12 protein-coding genes are annotated in these 17,345 nt (G+C 50.3%); 4 read left to right on the top strand and 8 right to left on the bottom strand.

All coding sequences use genetic code 11. The annotated features are described in order from the left end of the window. Positions 1-582 precede the first annotated feature (582 nt). Complete coding sequence (locus CPH65_RS12765) at positions 583-975, top strand: helix-turn-helix transcriptional regulator (protein WP_197703842.1); 393 nt, start codon at positions 583-585, stop codon at positions 973-975. Then, on the top strand, positions 975-2,255 hold the full coding sequence (locus CPH65_RS12770; protein ID WP_096173808.1) for a type II toxin-antitoxin system HipA family toxin: 1,281 nt from the start codon (positions 975-977) through the stop codon (positions 2,253-2,255). The genes CPH65_RS12765 and CPH65_RS12770 overlap by 1 nt, the downstream gene beginning before the upstream one ends. A gap of 1,280 nt (positions 2,256-3,535) precedes the next feature. On the opposite strand, the gene CPH65_RS12785 is transcribed toward CPH65_RS12770, so the two are convergent. After that, complete coding sequence (locus CPH65_RS12785) at positions 3,536-4,015, bottom strand: very short patch repair endonuclease (RefSeq protein ID WP_096173810.1); 480 nt, start codon at positions 4,013-4,015, stop codon at positions 3,536-3,538. A gap of 178 nt (positions 4,016-4,193) precedes the next feature. On the opposite strand from CPH65_RS12785, the gene CPH65_RS12790 reads away from it, so the two are divergent. After that, positions 4,194-5,618: a DNA cytosine methyltransferase gene (locus CPH65_RS12790; protein WP_244574645.1), complete on the top strand. Its 1,425-nt coding sequence runs from the start codon at positions 4,194-4,196 to the stop codon at positions 5,616-5,618. Here CPH65_RS12790 and CPH65_RS12795 read toward each other — a convergent pair. The 6 genes from CPH65_RS12795 to CPH65_RS12820 are packed head-to-tail and all read right to left on the bottom strand — an operon-like array spanning position 5,610 to position 15,178. Beyond that, entirely contained in the window at positions 5,610-6,740 is a 1,131-nt protein-coding gene (locus CPH65_RS12795) for an HNH endonuclease (RefSeq protein ID WP_197703843.1), read from the bottom strand. The two genes, CPH65_RS12790 and CPH65_RS12795, sit on opposite strands and share 9 nt — an antisense overlap. A 17-nt stretch (positions 6,741-6,757) precedes the next feature. Beyond that, positions 6,758-8,560 carry an AIPR family protein gene (locus CPH65_RS12800; protein WP_096173812.1) on the bottom strand — a complete coding sequence of 601 codons (1,803 nt, stop codon included), beginning with the start codon at positions 8,558-8,560 and terminating at the stop codon, positions 6,758-6,760. Position 8,561: 1 nt separating this feature from the next. Next, a complete protein-coding gene (locus CPH65_RS12805; protein ID WP_096173813.1) occupies positions 8,562-9,566 on the bottom strand; it encodes a PD-(D/E)XK motif protein in 1,005 nt (334 codons plus the stop codon). After that, positions 9,550-12,417: a Z1 domain-containing protein gene (locus tag CPH65_RS12810; RefSeq protein ID WP_096173814.1), complete on the bottom strand. Its 2,868-nt coding sequence runs from the start codon at positions 12,415-12,417 to the stop codon at positions 9,550-9,552. The genes CPH65_RS12805 and CPH65_RS12810 overlap by 17 nt, the downstream gene beginning before the upstream one ends. Beyond that, a complete protein-coding gene (locus tag CPH65_RS12815; protein ID WP_244574646.1) occupies positions 12,414-13,913 on the bottom strand; it encodes an ATP-binding protein in 1,500 nt (499 codons plus the stop codon). Before CPH65_RS12815 ends, CPH65_RS12810 begins: the two co-directional genes overlap by 4 nt. 5 nt (positions 13,914-13,918) lie before the next feature. After that, complete coding sequence (locus CPH65_RS12820; RefSeq protein ID WP_172891517.1) at positions 13,919-15,178, bottom strand: sigma-70 family RNA polymerase sigma factor; 1,260 nt, start codon at positions 15,176-15,178, stop codon at positions 13,919-13,921. A gap of 236 nt (positions 15,179-15,414) precedes the next feature. Here CPH65_RS12820 and CPH65_RS12825 point away from each other — a divergent pair. After that, positions 15,415-16,481, top strand: a protein-coding gene (locus CPH65_RS12825) for an IS630 family transposase (protein ID WP_096171592.1) whose coding sequence is annotated in 2 segments (ribosomal slippage) — positions 15,415-15,919 and positions 15,919-16,481 — 1,068 coding nt in all. Because the reading frame shifts where the segments join, the coding sequence is not laid out codon by codon here. Here the strand turns inward: CPH65_RS12825 and CPH65_RS12830 are convergent. Beyond that, positions 16,478-17,335, bottom strand: a complete 858-nt coding sequence (locus tag CPH65_RS12830) for an ankyrin repeat domain-containing protein (RefSeq protein WP_096173816.1) — start codon at positions 17,333-17,335, stop codon at positions 16,478-16,480. The genes CPH65_RS12825 and CPH65_RS12830 overlap by 4 nt on opposite strands. Between the last annotated feature and the right edge of the window lie 10 nt (positions 17,336-17,345).

The raw sequence follows: 17,345 nt of genomic DNA on the forward strand, positions 1-17,345 counted from the left end.
AAGCGGCGCGTGCGCCGAGCGACCGTAACTATCTGCTCTTCGTTATCCACTATGAGGTAGGTACCGCTATAGCGACACAGCTCGTGTCGGCGACGGACCTTGTCCTCAGCGGCCAAGTCAATAGCCTTCCTGTCTAGGGTGAGACTCAGCAATCCTCGAGAAGGGTGCGGAGATCCAAACTCATATATCGCGTCCATCACATGCATAGGGATGTTGCGCTTGATGGATCGGTGTTCTGCGTGACGGGTCAGATGCATGATTTTCTCCAGATGATGGAGATAACATATCTTAGCTACTTTTTTGTCAACATTAAAATGATATAGATGACATATCTATATCATTTTAATGAGTTTCGGAATTCTGATGTTTTACACCTTGAGGAATTGTGAATAGAGGCTCGTGGCAACGGCGGAGTAAAACTAACGATGACGCAGAGCGGCACACATACACCATTTACGTATTATTTGGTGTATGTGTGCATCATTTTGTGGTTGGGGAGAATTTGGTTGGTGATTTTCTGAGCGATAACGAGTATGGTGTACAGATGCACCAAAATAAGCCGTTATGAGGCATGTGAACACCATGAGCAGCAAGATGACAAAGGGAAGCGCTGTGCATCCCATCATCCAACACGGGCTATCAAAGCTTGGTAAGGATATCGCCCTTGCCCGGCGAGCCCGTAGGCTGTCCACGTTGGACATGGCCGACCGTATGGGGGTGGACCGTGGGACATTGCGCAGGCTTGAAAAAGGCGATCCTGGCGTATCGTTGAACACGCTGGCAATGGCTCTGCACGCATTGGGTATGCTGGACCGTATAATTGATCTCGCTGATCGCGCCTCGGACGATATTGGTCTCATGGCTGCCCATGAAGCCGTGCCCAAAAGGATCGTCAGGTCCCGGACTGCGGAAGAAACCGGGCCGGGAGGATCACTGTGTGATGATACTGCAAAAAATGATCCAGAGGGCTGGTGATGGGCAAGAAGGAAATCGATGTCCGCATGGGGGCGTCAGGAGTTCCCGTTGGAACGCTTGTTTGTGAGTATGATGGGCGTCGTGAGATCTCCACATTCCGCTACGCTGAAACATGGCTCAAGAACGCGCGGGCTTTCCCTCTCTCACCATTCATGCCTTTGCAGGCCGTCCCTTTCTTTGGGAAGAAGGACCGCAACATGTCGTCCCTCCCCAGTCCAATCGAGGATGGGGCCCCGGATTCTTGGGGCCGCAAGATTATCGAGAAGACAAGCGGGGGAGGACACCTCTTTGACATCGACTATCTGATCGGAACTGATGATGTCCTGCGCATCGGTGCGTTGCGGTATTTCGATGCCCCGGGAGAGAAGGGGCGCGCGCTGGCCGAAGTCTCGACTGCAAAGGGAAACCCTCGCGTTCCGATGCTGCACAATATGGCTGATGTCATTCATGCTGCCAGGTCGTTCGAGGCTGATCCCGATGCTTATGTCGAGAAGCGCGGAGAGCTCCTCGGTGGCGACATTCTGCGCGATGCCGTGGGGTCACTCGGTGGTGCCCGGCCAAAAGTCAATGCCATCGACGAGGATGGCGCCCTGTGGATCATCAAGCTTCCAAAGCAAAATGACACCTATGCCATGGCCCGTGCAGAAGTTCTTGCACTACGCCTTGCGAGCCTTGTTGGTATCGAGGTTGCACAAGCGCATGTGCTCAACGACGCTCCACATTTCCCGATGATCATGGTCAAACGGTTTGATCGGACAGGGAAGAACCATGACGCTCGCGTTCCTTACATCTCCGCCCAGACATTCGTCTCCGAATATTCCGGCGACGACCACTCCTACGAGGATATCGCGATGGCACTGCGCACGCATGGCGCAGACCCAAAGCGGGATATCCTCGAGCTTTACAGGCGGATGTGTTTTGGGATCCTGATCCGCAACACGGATGACCATCTGCGCAATCACGGCTTCCTGCGCGCGCCCACCGGCTGGCGCCTTTCCCCGGCCTTCGATATCAATCCGGAGCACCGGGCTGGTGGGTATCTTCAGACCTCGATTTCGGAAATTCACGGTGCGGAGTGCTCGATTGCTTCAGCTCTCGATGCGGCGCCGTATTTCGATCTGTCCGATGGCGAGGCGCGGCGCATGATACATGCAATGGCGGATACCATATCCAGTAAATGGAGGGAGATTGGTACGTCTTTGCAGATGACCTCTCAGGATCTTAACGCGATGAAGGCTGTTCTGGAAAATAACGATATCGATCTCGCCCGGAGTTTCTGATCGAGTGCATGCCCCACAGATGTCAGCGTCGCCTAGGGAGGATCTTGAAGTGCTGTGCGCCCCGAAAGCGTATCAGTCAGCGGACAAAATGGACAATTTGGCTATACACTCACAACAAGATCAAGGAGGCCAGAGTGACCCGAGAGAGCGCAACAGAATTCAAGTATAATATTGGTGCTTTCAGTGATGCAGTCATGACTGAGCCCGTCATCATTACCAGCCATTAGCCAGATCGCCTCGTTTTGATGTCAGCGGACGAGTGCCACCGTTTGACAGGAATCCAGAACGGTATTTCCTCCGAAGTCGAGCAGCTCATGGAGCAGCGCCTTGAGAAACTTCGCAACACAATCATTTAACTCGCTAATCGATGACTGAACCGCAGTGGATCTCTGAGGAAGTCGTCGCACGTTTCCATAAAAGCGTGATCGATATCGGAGGAGGCGCTCAGGGAGAAGGGATGCAGGGCCATTGAATTCAGCTTTTCCCGGCCGCAGAACCTTCACGCCTATGGAGAAGATGATTGCTTTCGGCAAACCTTGGGCGCTTAAAGAGGCTTGAATAGATCGAAAGATGGCCACAGAATGGGCTTGTCTCGAATGCGGTTCAAAGGCCTACTTAGCAACGAGGTTCTCCCGAAATGCCCGCGCAATTTGATCCCAACAGTCACATTACATCTGCACGGGCATTTGCAACGACCTTGGTATCACGCAAACAGAATTGGCTAAGTTGACCGGTATTAATCGACATGCATTTTATAGGCAATCAGGTTTGCGCAAGCTGAATGAAGCAATTCGCCCATTAATGAGTATCCTCAACATAGCAAACGAGATGACTGGGTCTGATCAGCGTGCTGCTCTTTGGTTTAAGCATCAACCGATTCCTGGTTGGGCCGGAAAAACTGCGTTTGAGTTGGTGTCGGAGCGCAAATCTTGCAGAGTTCTTGCCTATTTGCGGTCGGTTCAATCAGGCGTCTATTCATAAGCGCATCTGCAATGCTCAGATTGGTATATTCCTGACATTCAAATAAAGCGCACTATCTATGTTTCGATGATCCCCAATGATGTGGTTCGTCGTCTGGACTTGAGAACCAGAATGGGTTGGGTTGCTTGCCGTTGGGAGCTTTGTTTTGGACGTTCCACGAAGCTTCTCTGATGGCCCGGCAGCTCCAGAAGGCGGGGTTCTGAGGGCTGGGAAACCAACCTGTTCGGTGGGTGATGCCGATGGTTCTGCTGAACCTGCGTGCTGGGCTTGTCATTGTAAGCTTGCCTGAAAGCTTGTGGCTATTGGTTGCTTTGGCCAGAATTATTCAAATCCGATGAACCAATATCCAGAATTGTTCTGTCCGAATTCAGCCAGTCAACAAGTCGTTCTACAGTTTCGGCAGAATGTATTGGTTTACGTAGAGCACATTCCCATATGGTTGCGACTCTCCAATCTGAATCTAGGAGTTCATGGCAAACCTGTTTGTCGCGATTGGAGTTGGCCATAAATTTTCCCTTCCAAAACTCTGTCCGCGTCGCTGGTGTCGTCGCATATCGGCAATTGTCGTGGTGATGCCAAAAACAACCGTGCACGAACACAACCGCTGAGAACTTAGGAAAAACCAGATCGGGACACCCGAGAATTTGCCTTACATGAAGTCTATACCTGTATCCAAGCCGATGTATTTTCTGACGTAATGCCAGTTCTGGCTTCGTGTTCTTGCTGCCAATCGAAGCCATCATTCTGGAACGTGTTTGTATATCTACAGTATCTGTCATTCCGTGCCTGGATTCTTATCTGAAAACTAGTATACAGATTGCGAGAGATTTATGTTAGGAGAATGGGGTGTCATTCACTTTTGGTCTTGTTGACCTATTCGCTGGTCCAGGCGGGCTGGGCGAAGGCTTCTCCTCTGTGATCGATGAGGGTAATCATCCCTTTCGTATCGGGATTTCGGTGGAGAAGGAGGAATCTGCTCACAAAACCCTTCGGTTGCGGGCGTTTCTTCGTGAGTATTATGCCCTCCATGGCTACGTTCCAAAACAGTTCATTAGCTTTCATGCGGGGCAAATAGAAGAACCGGATTGGGCAAGTGTCGATGCTCATGTTTGGAAACGCGCATCGGAGGAAGCTCGGGCTCTGGAGCTTGGATCTCAGACGGCGGCCGAAGCCCTAGATCTGGCAATAGCCACTCTCCAAAATGATCATGATGATACCATTCTCATCGGGGGGCCTCCTTGTCAGGCCTACTCGCTTGTCGGTCGAGCCAGATCAAGGGGCAAAGTCGACTACGTTCCCGAGGATGATGAAAGGCACTATCTCTTTCGGGAATATATTCGCGTCCTTGACAAATTGAGGCCGGCTGCGTTTGTCATGGAAAACGTTAAAGGCATGCTGTCCTCAACGGTAAAGAGCCGTCTTGTCTTTGAAATGCTGATGGAAGACCTTTCATCTTTGGGGACCGGACACGGTCATCACTACGAACTTCGATCAATCCTTGTTGAAAATGGAAAGGCGAAGCTGCAAGAACCGAAGAAGTCTTCCGATTTTGTCGTGCACGCTGATGCGTTCGGGGTTCCTCAGCGAAGGCACCGCGTCATCATCGTGGGGATTCGGTCTGATCTCGCAAAACAAGCAGATCTTGCTGCTATTCCGATCTGCGCCAAGACAAACACTGTTGCTGATGTGATCGGTTCGTTGCCGCAGCTTCGCAGTGGCATCAGTCGAGGCAAAGATGATGTCAAGACATGGCGATCTGAGGTGCAGAAGGCAGCCCAGCTGCTGACAAACCTTTATGATCGTGAAGAAACCGAGACACTCCGAGCGGTCTTTGCATCAATTGTTGAGGGAATTGATAGCGGAGAGGCACCTTCACTTCGTGCCAGTGCCCAGTTGCCAAATGAGTATGGTCAATCAGTAGACGAATTGCTGGGCTGGATCGAGCGACCTTGTCTGGATGGGATTTCCCAGCATGAAACACGTGGCCATATGCGATCTGATTTGGGGCGCTATCTATTTTGTAGTGCATTTGGGCAAGCTCTAGGCTACAGCCCCAAGGCTGCGGACTTTCCGGTCGAACTTTATCCGAACCATCGCAACTGGCACACTGGCATATTCAATGATCGTTTCAGGGTACAGTTGGCAAAGGAGGCCTCAACCACGGTCACAAGCCACATTTCCAAGGACGGGCACTATTTCATTCATCCAGATCCAATGCAGTGTCGTAGTCTGACAGTGAGAGAAGCTGCGCGCCTTCAGACATTTCCGGATGACTATCTGTTTTTGGGCAACAGAACGCAGCAGTATGTCCAGGTCGGAAATGCCGTGCCGCCATATCTCGCAAGGCAGATCGCAGCTTTGGTTTTGAAGGCTTTATCTTGATACATTTCTAGAGGATTGAAGAACTGCTTTCAACTCGCCGACAGACCACCAAGGCCGTTGCACGTGTATCATGCGGTGACAATTAGAGCAAACCAACGCCAGATCACTCAATTTGGTCTTGGATTTTCCACTTAATGAAGAAACTGGGTAAGTGTGATGGCATTCTATAAATCCTTTCCCTCTTTCTCCATAGGTCTTCTCAAAGTCGAAGCCACAGATTTCACAAACTAGTTGACCTGTTCTTTTAAGAACTGACTTCTTCTTTCTTTCTACGAGAGAACGCTTTCGTTCTCTTGATAGATGCAATCGGGTAAGTACTCTTCCCTCTGAAGCTTCAAATTCGACATCATCAGCGATTGCTTCTGATGCAACCAACGACGAACTCGCTTCAACTATTCTTGTTGCAAGACGAGAAACTTCATCGACCCTCTCTGAAAAGCAATTCCATAGTTCAGCTTCGAGTGCACTCCCATTTTGAAGGCCTTTCCTGCCGTTTGCCGTGTACTGCTGATCATGGGCACTAAAGTTTCGCAATTTCATGGCAATCGCTTCCGCAGATCGAAGAGGAGTGTCTTGCTTGGAAATTCCCAGTACATCTCCGACCTTCGCAACTCGTTCCACTAGTTCCGTAATCTCAGGGGAATTGGGGCGGGGATCAAAATCACGATGCTTCAGATGATAATCCAACACAATCAAAAGCTCATCGCGCGTCCAATCCGGCTTTCGAACTTTCTCAGGTTTCACGATGAATGCTTTTACCGCATCAAACAATTCGTCGTCGCTGCGCGATGCCCACCTTTCGTGAATTCTCGTATCCCTGAGGCTTAGTTCTTGGCCTCTTTTTTGTCCTTCAGACCATCCTTTTCGGCCATTTTCAAAAAGTGAGTCAAAAATATCGCGAGTTCCCTTCAACGAGTGCCTAAAGGGTTGAGAAGGACGACCTTCGGACAGTTGGATGAAAAATAGATCGTACGCATCATTCCACGTCGCAACATTCAAGTCTGGAGGAGGTTTGGATTTTTTGCCATCAGAGAAATCTGAGCATCGTGAGAGAAAATACCCAACCAACACCAGATTGTCGGATCGTCTTTGCGTTTCTCCCATGTTTCGTTGCTTCGCCATTTTCTGCTCCCATAGAATTATCGTATCTCTTGAATGGGCATTGAGTTCAATGAATACTCCGCAGATTTTATTTGCTTCCACGTGTCCGCACGCTTGGCTACTTCAGAAAACTGCTGCCCTGGCGCGATGCGGTTGAACTCGGAATTTACAATAACTGCCCAGTCCCAGAGAAGATCATGAAGTCCAGGAGAAATACCCTGACGGTTCCAGATCTGTTCCAAGTCCAGACGATCATCCAGACGATCTGCCAGAACCGAGACGGTGTAGGTGGCAATATTGCTCCAACCTTGCTTGAACGTCGTTTGCTTGGCTTCCTTCGTCTTGATCATGCTCTCGGTCGCCTTGAAAATAATTACCTTGGCAATCATCTCCTTGTACCACTGCAGGTTCAAAGGGTTTGGAACAATTGAAGCGTCCTCATCCAGAGCTCTCATGAATGCAGCAAAGTTCTTTTCACCTGCCAACGCCACCTGATCTGGCTTGCCCCTCCATGCCTCGTGATATTTGGCAATGTCGTTCTTTTTGAGCTTGCGCTTTGTGGGGGTCATGTCCGTTATCTTCTTGCGCTTTGCGCGGGTCGTACCCTCTCTCAGCAGCATTACATTGTAAGCTCCATCTGCCCGCTCATAGAACCACCGCGAAATGCCATCCGGGCACCATGTTTCATTGGCAAGTTTTTCGAGCTGCACATGAAATGGCCTGTTTGCGGAAAGGTCTGACATTTTTACCGCATTCTGGCTGTTGGCATATCGGGATACATTGCTGACCAGTCTTTCCCTTGCGTCTTCATTTCCTGTCTTGAGAATGATGATCTTTGCCGGCACCATCACATGGCTGAGGTCGATGGTCTTGTCGTCGCGTGATGCAAAGTAGATCGAAGATGTCGTTTGACCACCGTTGACGATTTGAAATCCACTCATGTAAGAGAGCCCAAAGTGCCCATCTTCGGTGCGTTCGCAGATTGCTTCATCGCAAACGAGTACAAGCCCATTGTTAAATGCCAGAAAATGCTCAGGTTCTCTTTTCAGGGTTTCCGAAATGCCCTTGTTGACCTTTCTCTTGGCTCCAAGATACGTGCGAACATTTGCTTCAAGCAATCTCGGGCCGAAGCGGAGATATAGTTCGTGCAATACGGGTCCCGGGAGTGCTGTAAGAATATATTCGTAGTCCGCATCAGGATCAGGAACATGTACACAAGGGAGTTGATGGCCAATCGTTTGAGGAAAGCTAATTGCCAGTTCATCTCGGGGCTTTCCTGCGACATGCCGAAACAATCTCTCCGTATCAACCGCTTCTATGATGACCATCTTGTCGAGAACCGGTTTGGGCTTGAACTGCTTTGCCTTGGTAATGCCGTCTGTAATGACAAAAACTCTCAAACGATCCAGCTCGCTCCATCGAGACCGAATGGTTGAAACCAGGTTTCTTATGGGATGTGTCGGATCGATCTTTCCGTCAAGTTTTCCATCAGCGGCAGAAAGAAGAAATCTGACTCCTTCTGTGGCAGTTGCCGCGGCGTCTGAATCTCTTAGACTTGTAAGATCCTCCGTGCCGAAATAATGCGTTATGAATAGATCGAGGGTAGATTCATCCGAGCTCAGAACAAAGCCGGTTATGCGAAGCCGGGACCGTCCAACCGTCCCATTCCAGTGACAAATTTCGGGAGTTTCACAAATCCCCGCTTCAGAAATGTGATCCATGACTATTTCTGCAAATACCAGTTCCTCGGATGGAAAAGTCGTATCCTGCTCTTCTATTCTTTCAGCAATGGTAGTCTGCAAGTCGGAACGGAAATTGCGGTGAAATTCTTCGAGGCTCATGTTATTCCAATCCAAACTCGTTGACTAAATTTTGCATTCCGATCGAAGGAACTTCGAATGCGTCAAGATCAAGCACGTAAGTTGCCGAACGTAGGGCCGCTGGCAAAGATCCGCGTATGAGATGTGGCATATCGTTGTCAGACAGGAATGCCTTGGCATCTTTCAACTTCAATGTGCGTTCATAGAGAGAAGCATGCTCATCATGATACCCCATCACCATGAGCAACCCTTCAAAACCTCGCAGAAATCCGGCAATTCCCAGCCTCTGGCGAAGCTCTGTCACCAAGTCGACAAGAGAAACACCATCAGTGCTTTCTTCAAAGCGAAGGGCGCACAGAAAGATTGGCGCGCGATCACTATCAAGTTGTTCGATGCTGTTGATTTTTGCGAGGAAGCTGTTTGAACGCACAGTACTCTTAACTTCAATCGCACCGCCTCGTATGTGGAAGTCCTGAGCTGCTCGCAATGGACCGCACCAGCAATTCAGGCTTTCCGCACCAAGCGATGTGTCCATAAGAAGACGAAGCATCCATAGCTCACCGAATAGTCCTACTTGCGCATCTGGTGAAAGCGGGCGGTGCGTTCGCGCCATGAAAGCTTGCCATTCTTTCACGCGCTCGAGAAATGCCTCCAAAATGTCCCGGTTTTCGTGATGTGCAGCTGTTTCCAATGATCTTAGAATATCGACGACCATAACCGCGAATATGTCAGGAGACCCTTCAGGTCGTCTTACAAGAGCGATGGCTGTCTTTCCTCCGAGCGCGATCTGACCTTCGATGTAGGTGACGTCGAATCCCTTGCCTTCAGGCAGACGCGCCGAATTGATCTGCGATGACCCGGGGAAGCAGACGATCAAAGCTTCTCTGCCAAGAGGAAAGTGACAGCCAGCCTCGACAGAAACCTCTCCTAATCCGATGAGGTGGACAAAACGCCAATCTTCTCCTGCTTCTCGATGAGCCAACGCTCGCCAAGAATTGATGAGGCCTTCTTCAGTCCAGCCAATCATTGAGGCCTCCCCACATTACGCTGTTGGCAATATACCGGGAGTTGGACACCCTTCGCTCGGAAGTGCTTGAAGGAAAACTTATCGCCCATGCGACGACAGGATCGGCATCATTCAGGGCTTTGACATCAGCTCCCTTTGGATCGAGCAGATAAAGCAACAGCAAGCCCCGCTCCCGTCGGGCAGGGACGCCCGCTCTGGAAACGCCTTCTCCCAGAACGTGGCGGATCTGAGGGCCCCTAGGTTCAGTTGGAGGATCCTTGCTTTCATTGCGATCCGTGTCATTGCGCCAAGTCTTCTGGCTGAGATCAAGCGAAGCCTTCCATTCCTTTTCGGTCAGATCAATGGCCTGATCGCGAGGTGAGATGAGCGTCTTGATTGAGTATCGATCTGAATGCGGGGTGGTTCTCTTACGTGTTAACATGCTTACGGAACAACCACCAATAGTCCGGTAATTGTCGTCTGGCCCCACATCCTTGCCAATCAGTGCAACTGTCCAGCTAGTGAGTTCGTGATCCTTGTTCATTTCTTCGATGAAATCCGCTATCAGCGGGCTCATGATCCGGAAGCTGGCTGAGTGAGTCCGGTAGTCCCGAAGAAACGAGATGACGTTCAGCGCGGGAACCTCTCGCCATAAATATCCGTTCCACTTTTGCCCTTTCGGAACGAAATGTTGATCGTTCAGATTTATTGATTGACCGAGCGCACCAATGAAACGATCCGTGGCATTGAAATTTGCAGCAATGTCTTCCTTTCGATTGGGGAACACGATGGTCTGAAGAAGATCTCCGGAATATGTCAGCTGCATTGCGCGAGCGTTTCTCATCTTGGCCCGAGATGTCACAGTGAGGACTGAGTGTGACTTTACACGTAGTCCGAACTGCTTTGGCGTGGCGCCTGCGGCCACCATGTTATCGAATTCTTGGCGCAGTTCTTCTGCCGCGTCGGCGATATGACCGAACCATTCCACCATTTCCTGCGATGTGTAGAGGCGGCAGACGTCAAGGTAACCGTCACGGTAGCCAAACCATCGTCCCATCTGCATGAGCGTGTCATACATGCGGGCGGTTCTGAGGAAGTAACTCGTGCATAGGCCTTCAAGCGTCAGACCGCGCGCGAGCTTGTCGCCGCCGATCGCAATCACTTTGAGGCCGGTGGCATCGTTTTCCGCATAGTCGAGTGCGTCCTTGGCAGTACCATTGATCTCGCGGACGCGAATGTCGGACAGGACGTCCGGGAGGACAGCGCGAATGTCAGTCCAAGAGAAGTCCTGCAACACTTCTCCCTCTACCAGTGCAGAGCGGATTCTGTTCATCCCTGGCAGAAAGGTTCCTTGATACTCTGTGCGCATTGACGTTTCGAGGTTCTCCAAGTCAATGCCACGAGTGTAACGGCCCTTCAGGCTTCGCAGATATTCCGCAACCTGATTGACAACGGCGTTCTGCACCGAGGTGAATCGGGTTACGTGAATGAGCATCGAGGAGTGTTTGTTTCCTTGGCCTCGCAGCTTCCTTATGGCACAGGCATAGACGAAGGAGCGGATTGCCTCTGCGAGCGAATCCGGTACGCAATCCTCTCCTTCCCAACGAGGGCGATAGCCATTCTTGTGCCGTGGCGGCATCCATGGCTGGAACTCTTCATCCGACAGCGAGCGCACTAGAGGAAGATTCTCGGGCACACTGGAAGCTGATCCGAAGACACGACCCGGCCCGACATAATTTGAAGGCGCTGCAAGGCTGGTGATAAAGGCAGCCGGAAAAAGATCCGGTCCGTGCTCCTGCGTTTCTCCTCGGTCGTGAATGAAGATGTTTGCAAAGGGGGTCGCTGTATAGCCGACATAGGCTTTTCTTGAAAAGTGATGGAGGATTGACCGGATCAGCCTGTTGATGGTTTTTGGCTGATGCTCAAGATCGGGATTACCGAATTCGTCTACGACGTCTTCTCCTGTATCGACAGAACCATGATCAGATTCGTCGTCGATTACCAGAAGGGGAAGATTGGTAACCAGCTTCTGGCCGGTTTCCGGATCGACATGATTGGCAACCCTGTTGCGAATCCAATGAAGCAGTCGTTCGAGTACCGTCTTGTTTTTCTTGACCACGAACAGCCACGGTCGTTGCTCTGGGCTAATATTCATCTTCGCCGCAACCGCTGTGTTGAAGTCGCCCTTGTCGCTTCGATTTGTTGCAGCGTTAGGCCGGACCGACATGTCCTTGTCGATCAATCCCACCCCGACAGCAGGGAGTTCTTCAGCGTCTGCAATGGTGGCAAAGCCTAGAAAACCTTCATCAAGGCGGATTTGCGTCTGTGCTCTCAGGTTGTTATGTAACCCAGCCAGCACTATAATTATCTTGTAACCGGCATCGGCGGCCTTGCAGATAAGCCCTGTATAGTTGCCGGTTTTCCCAGACTGAACATGGCCTACGACAAGTCCGCGACGATCCCAAGCATCTTGTCGAGTTGGGTCCTCGAGTTGTGAAAGGACTTCATCCGTGGCGATGTCAAGGGCGTCAAGTGCCGTCCACGGGATATGCGTTTCCATGTATTCCGAATAGCGCTGCCAATAGGTCCAACCCTTTTTTCTATCCGCATCAAGCCATGCAATATGGTCTTCACCACTCGATAATGTTGCATTCTCACCCACGGTGCGGCTTGATCGACGAATAAGTTCGTCAACCAGTGTGTCCCGATCAATGAGAGCAAAATCGTCTTCCATCATGATAGAAAGCTTGGTTAGCTCTTTCTCGATCATATCCGGAGTAATGGGGCTCTGAGAACGCTCTGTAGCCAATCGAAGCATGTTCTGAGCCATGGAAAGGATTGAATCAAAAGCCTTCTGGTTTGAAATGGTCATTGCGTATCTTTCACTTCAAGAGCTGAGACCAGATCTAAATGCCGGTCGAATGGAGGGGTGCGGCCAAGACGTTCTCGCGCCTCGTCCGGGCTGAGGCCGCGAAACCTCACCAATGCTTCAAACAGGGAGGACAAGGTTTCCATCACTTCGTTGTCGGTTGCTCCCGCAAAACCAGTTCTAGGTGTTTCCTTGTCTTCTGCCGTGTCTAGCCAGATGCGTTGCACCGGTACCGTCTCCTCGATCAGCCTCAAGAGGGCGAGAATGTCAGGCTTGAGCGGACCTGAACGATCGAGAATCGAGGCTAGAAGATCATGATCACGAGCTATGCGGTAGGATGTTCCTTGTGCCGAACGCTTAACTTGCCACGCTTCTGCCACTGCGTTCGTGCGGGCGCCTGAGGCCGGAGTGATGTGACCTCGGTGTGCAAATACCCGCCTTGCCGTTTCGCGAGTTTCGGTGGCTAGACGTTGAAGTTGAGATCGCAACCGCACAGGGGGACTCGCCGTTGATTTCAGGACGTTGATCTTCCAATCGGCATCTGCACTATTTGGTATGTCAAGCCGGATACGGGCCAATCTATGAGCTTCATCGCGTGGCCAAGGTTTGCCTCCCTCTCCGAGGGAAAGCCAACCGCCTGCGAGAAGGAGGCGCTTGTTGCGATAGACGTAAAATCCTTCTTGTTGTGTCCATCCGCCTGGCCCTGCCGCGATCTCAGATTCAAAGGGTTTGAGCATGTCGCGATGCGGAAGTACATGGCACTGCGCAGTTACGCCTGTCGTGTGCAAGATCCGATATTCTGGACTCTCGAGTGCCTTTCCAGGGTGTCCGAGCAGGAAGGGGTCCCATGGCTTTATCGGACGCCCATTAATAAGGAGTCGTAAATCTGGTTGAACGCCTTCGATAAGGCGGTGAAATGTCATTGCAAGATGAATTTCAATCTGGTCGATAAGCTCTATCATGTCGGAAGCGGCAAATCCCTCCGTGATGATGCGATCAAGTTTTTCCAAAACTACTATGGTGCCACATTCCATTTGTCCTATTGGATCGAACAAATGCTCTGATCCTGTGGCTGGGCCTTCGTGGAGCGGCCATTCAGCGCCGGTTTCCTGACCGATGAGATCTAGATCCCAGCGCAAGCAGGCCAAGGCCTCTCCCTTTTTGCGGCTGGCTACGGTCAACCTTCTGGCTTGAGAAAAACTTGCAGTTTTCAGTCCCAGTCCGAAACGGCCGAGATCGTTGGATTGGCGTTCTTGCCTTGGATCTCGAGCTCCCAAACGCATCCCTTTTTCAAGTGCTGCATCGTCCATTCCAAAGCCATTATCGGTGATTCTGATCCAACTGGCATTTGCGGACCATTCAAAGTGAATGCTGACTTCCGTTGCATTGGCAGCAATCGAATTATCAATGAGATCGGCTAGAGCAGTTGCAGGTGCGTACCCGAGACCTCGAAGAGACTCGAGCATTGATGCCGCATAAGGGGGGGCATTTCTGATCACGATGGTCAATCCTCAGCCCAATAAATTCTTAATTGCCGGGAGCGCGATGGGTGTTGAAGTTTTTCGATTGCTTTGGATTCAAGTTGCCGAATACGCTCGCGTGTTACTCCAAAAATTTCACCAACCTCCTCAAGGGTCATTTCTTCTTTCGATAAACCGAACCGTGACCGAATAATAAATTCCTCTCGACTACTGAGATCTAGCAAAACGCTTGCTATTACTCTCTTGAGGTCATTTTGAAATTCTGGAATGCTCTGGGTGTTTTCATCTTCGATAAATTGATGCAATATTTCATCCAGCGATGATGCTGCGTCCATGTTCAATTTTTCAACTGGTATTGACTGGAACTGCCTTACTTTTTCTACGTCCCATGAAAGCGCGTCGCCTAGTTCAATCTGATTTGGTTTTCTTTCCAGAACACTTTCTAGCTTGACTTTTTCTTCAGTAAACCTTGCCAACTCAATTTGCCTATGAACTGGAACCCTTATCTCAGTCCCTTCGTCAGCTCGCCATCGAGAGATTGCTTGCCGCATCCAGTATGTCGCATACGTAACAAAACGATAACCTCGCTCAACATCAAATCGCATGCTTGCTCTTTGAAGTCCCATAAATGCGACAGCGAAGACATCCTCCAAATCTTCTCCATCGACTAGATTTCTTGCAGCGAAGCGCCGTACAAAGGGTAAGTGGTCAATGACGAGGCGATCAATGGTCTGTTCAAATATCGCAATATACTCGTTTAACTCGATTGCTCGCGTTCGATAGAATGTGTCCCGTTCCAAGATTTGGATCAGTTTTTTGTAAAATTCGAGAGTTATGTCGAGGGCTTCAAGGGCGCTTAACGCTTCTCGCCGTTGCTTTCCATCCAATACACTTCCATTCTTCTGCCAAAGCTTAAGTCTTTCCGTAGCTTCCAGAGTTTCCCTTGTTTCTTTGTGATCCGGTTGTTCTGGGAAAAAAGTTTTCGAAGAGATTGAACTTTGCGCGCGTGAGCCACTAAACACAGTATCGAATGCAAGCATTAGTGCGCTCATGGCAGGAGCGCACGATAGAATGCCGATCTGAAGTTTTTGCTTCGAATGGACAAGAGGTTTTAGCAAAGCCGATTCTTCTGCCTTGTCCATTATGAAGCGCTGAGTTCCGGGTAGTTTTATCGCTCTATTCAAAACCGCTTCCATTGATTCAGTCAGATCCTCTGGCGATATCTCTGATCCAATGCTCCACGGTATTTCGGGGCGTTTCGTGATATGATCTACTATCTCCAAACCCGCCGCTTCTATATTTCTGTGGAGGTTTGTGAAGAGTTCATTTGGACTTCCATTGCCATCGCAACTATTCGCCAAATCTTCTATGTCAACACTTGAACACCACCCTTTGGAGATAATCTCTTCTGCCCAGTTGGCGCAGATTTCGCGATTATACCAAGGGCGTGAAGTTCTGACTCTTTAGGGATTCCATTTTTAGCACTGGCGTGATTCAACATGGCAAAGGAGATTTTGCCATGTCTGCCGCTTTGATTCTTAGCGATGCTTTTGACGCCGATAGTTTGCGCCGTCTTGCCAAAGGATGCCGCAATGCCAAACAGAGCCGCCGCCTACTGGCCATTGCGGCTGTCTATGACGGCATGAACCGTGCTGATGCCGCCAAAGTCGGCGGTATGGACCGCCAGACTTTGCGAGATTGGGTTCTTCGCTTCAATGAGCAAGGCACCGATGGTCTTGTCGACATCAAAGCAACCGGCGCTCCCATGCGCTTGAGCCCAGAACAGCTCGAAGAGTTTGTTGCTATCGTTGAAACCGGTCCTGATCCTGAGAAGGACGGCGTCTCTGTCTGGCGTAGCCAGGATCTGGTGCGTGTGATCCAAGAGCGGTTTGGGGTCTCCTACAAGGAACGTGGAGTACGGGATCTTTTGCGCCGCATGGGGTATGTGCGCATATCTGGTCGACCTCAACATCCAGAACAAAAGCCTGAAGTCATTGATGCTTTCAAAAAAACTTCTCCGCAACGTTGGCAGCGCATGTAGGCCATTTGCCAAAGAACAAGCCCATCGAGATTTGGTGGCAAGATGAGGCTAGGCTTGGTCAGAAGAATGGACTGGCCCGACTATGGGCAAAAAAGGGAACCAGACCACGTCTGCCAGCCGATCAGCGATATAAAAATGCCTATCTGTTCGGTGCAATATGTCCAGCGCGTGGCGTTGGCGCGGGATTGATGATGCCTTTTGCAAATACACAGGCCATGCAAATGCACCTCGAAGAAGTCTCAAGGACAGTGGCGCGCGGCGCTCATGCCGTGGTGCTGATGGATCGTGCCGGATGGCATACGACAAGCAGACTCAACGTGCCCAAGAATATCACCATCCTCCTGTTGCCTTCCAAATCACCGGAACTGAACCCAGTTGAGAATATTTGGCAGTATCTGCGCGGTACCTTCCTGTCCAATCGGGTCTTCGAAGACTATGCCGCCATTCTTGATGCTGGTTGCCAAGCATGGAAGAGCCTCTCCGCCAACCCAACCATCATCCATTCAATAGGTATGAGAAAATGGGCTCAAGAAGGTCAGAATTAAATGCCGTTGGTATTAATCGACAATCTGGTGCCTGACAGCTTAACTGCCTGTTTTGAGGATTGAGGTCCCCTTTTCCTCACTTTGAGAAACGCGTGATCATCGCGCTCAACCTTGGTTCCGCTGGAGCGAATTCCATCGCCTGCAATTTGAACCGATGAACGATCGAGCGATAATTCTTCCAAGCCTTCTTCAGTGACATCAAGCAACGCCCGAGTTGTTGATACGAAAGAGCCTGCTGCTTTTTCGACGCCAGACGCTTGGAGAAATGATTGCGGGGTTTCTTCTATCTCGAAACTCAATAATTCATCAAATGCGTCAGAAGTAAAATCAGTTTGGATCGGGTATTCTTCAGCTTGTCGTGAAATGGGTGTTCTTGGTGATGAAATTTTTTGGGAGGTAGGTTTTTGGTCTTGTGCAAGTTGTTCGCTATGCTCTGGCGACTCGTTGATATGTGTTCTAGTGCTTCCTATTTGGCGACGCTTGGTATCATTTTCAGAATTCAGAACTTGTCCGGAAAGCGAAGCCAGCAGCTGGGACACAAGATCATTTCCTTCTTGCCTCGCAACATCAGCTGCTGTCTGACGCTTGTGGTTTAGGGCAAGAATTTCAGCGCCTGAGCGTACGAAAAGATCGCAAAGTGCAAGATTTCCCTTTCGTGCTGCCAGATGAAGTGGAGTGTCGCCCTTTGGATCTCTCTTGTTTAGCCGATTTGACGATGCGAAATCAGATAGATCTTCGATCTGCCCGTTGAGGATGAGACGTATTTCTGAAACTCTAAGGCTGTCGTCTGTGAGATCCTGTCTGTGTTTTGTCCTTCTGCCTTTAAGCAGTGAGAATCTATCCAAGATTCTCATTGAGAGCCTC

It is taken from the genome of Cohaesibacter sp. ES.047 (assembly GCF_900215505.1).
Classification (GTDB): Bacteria; Pseudomonadota; Alphaproteobacteria; order Rhizobiales; family Cohaesibacteraceae; genus Cohaesibacter.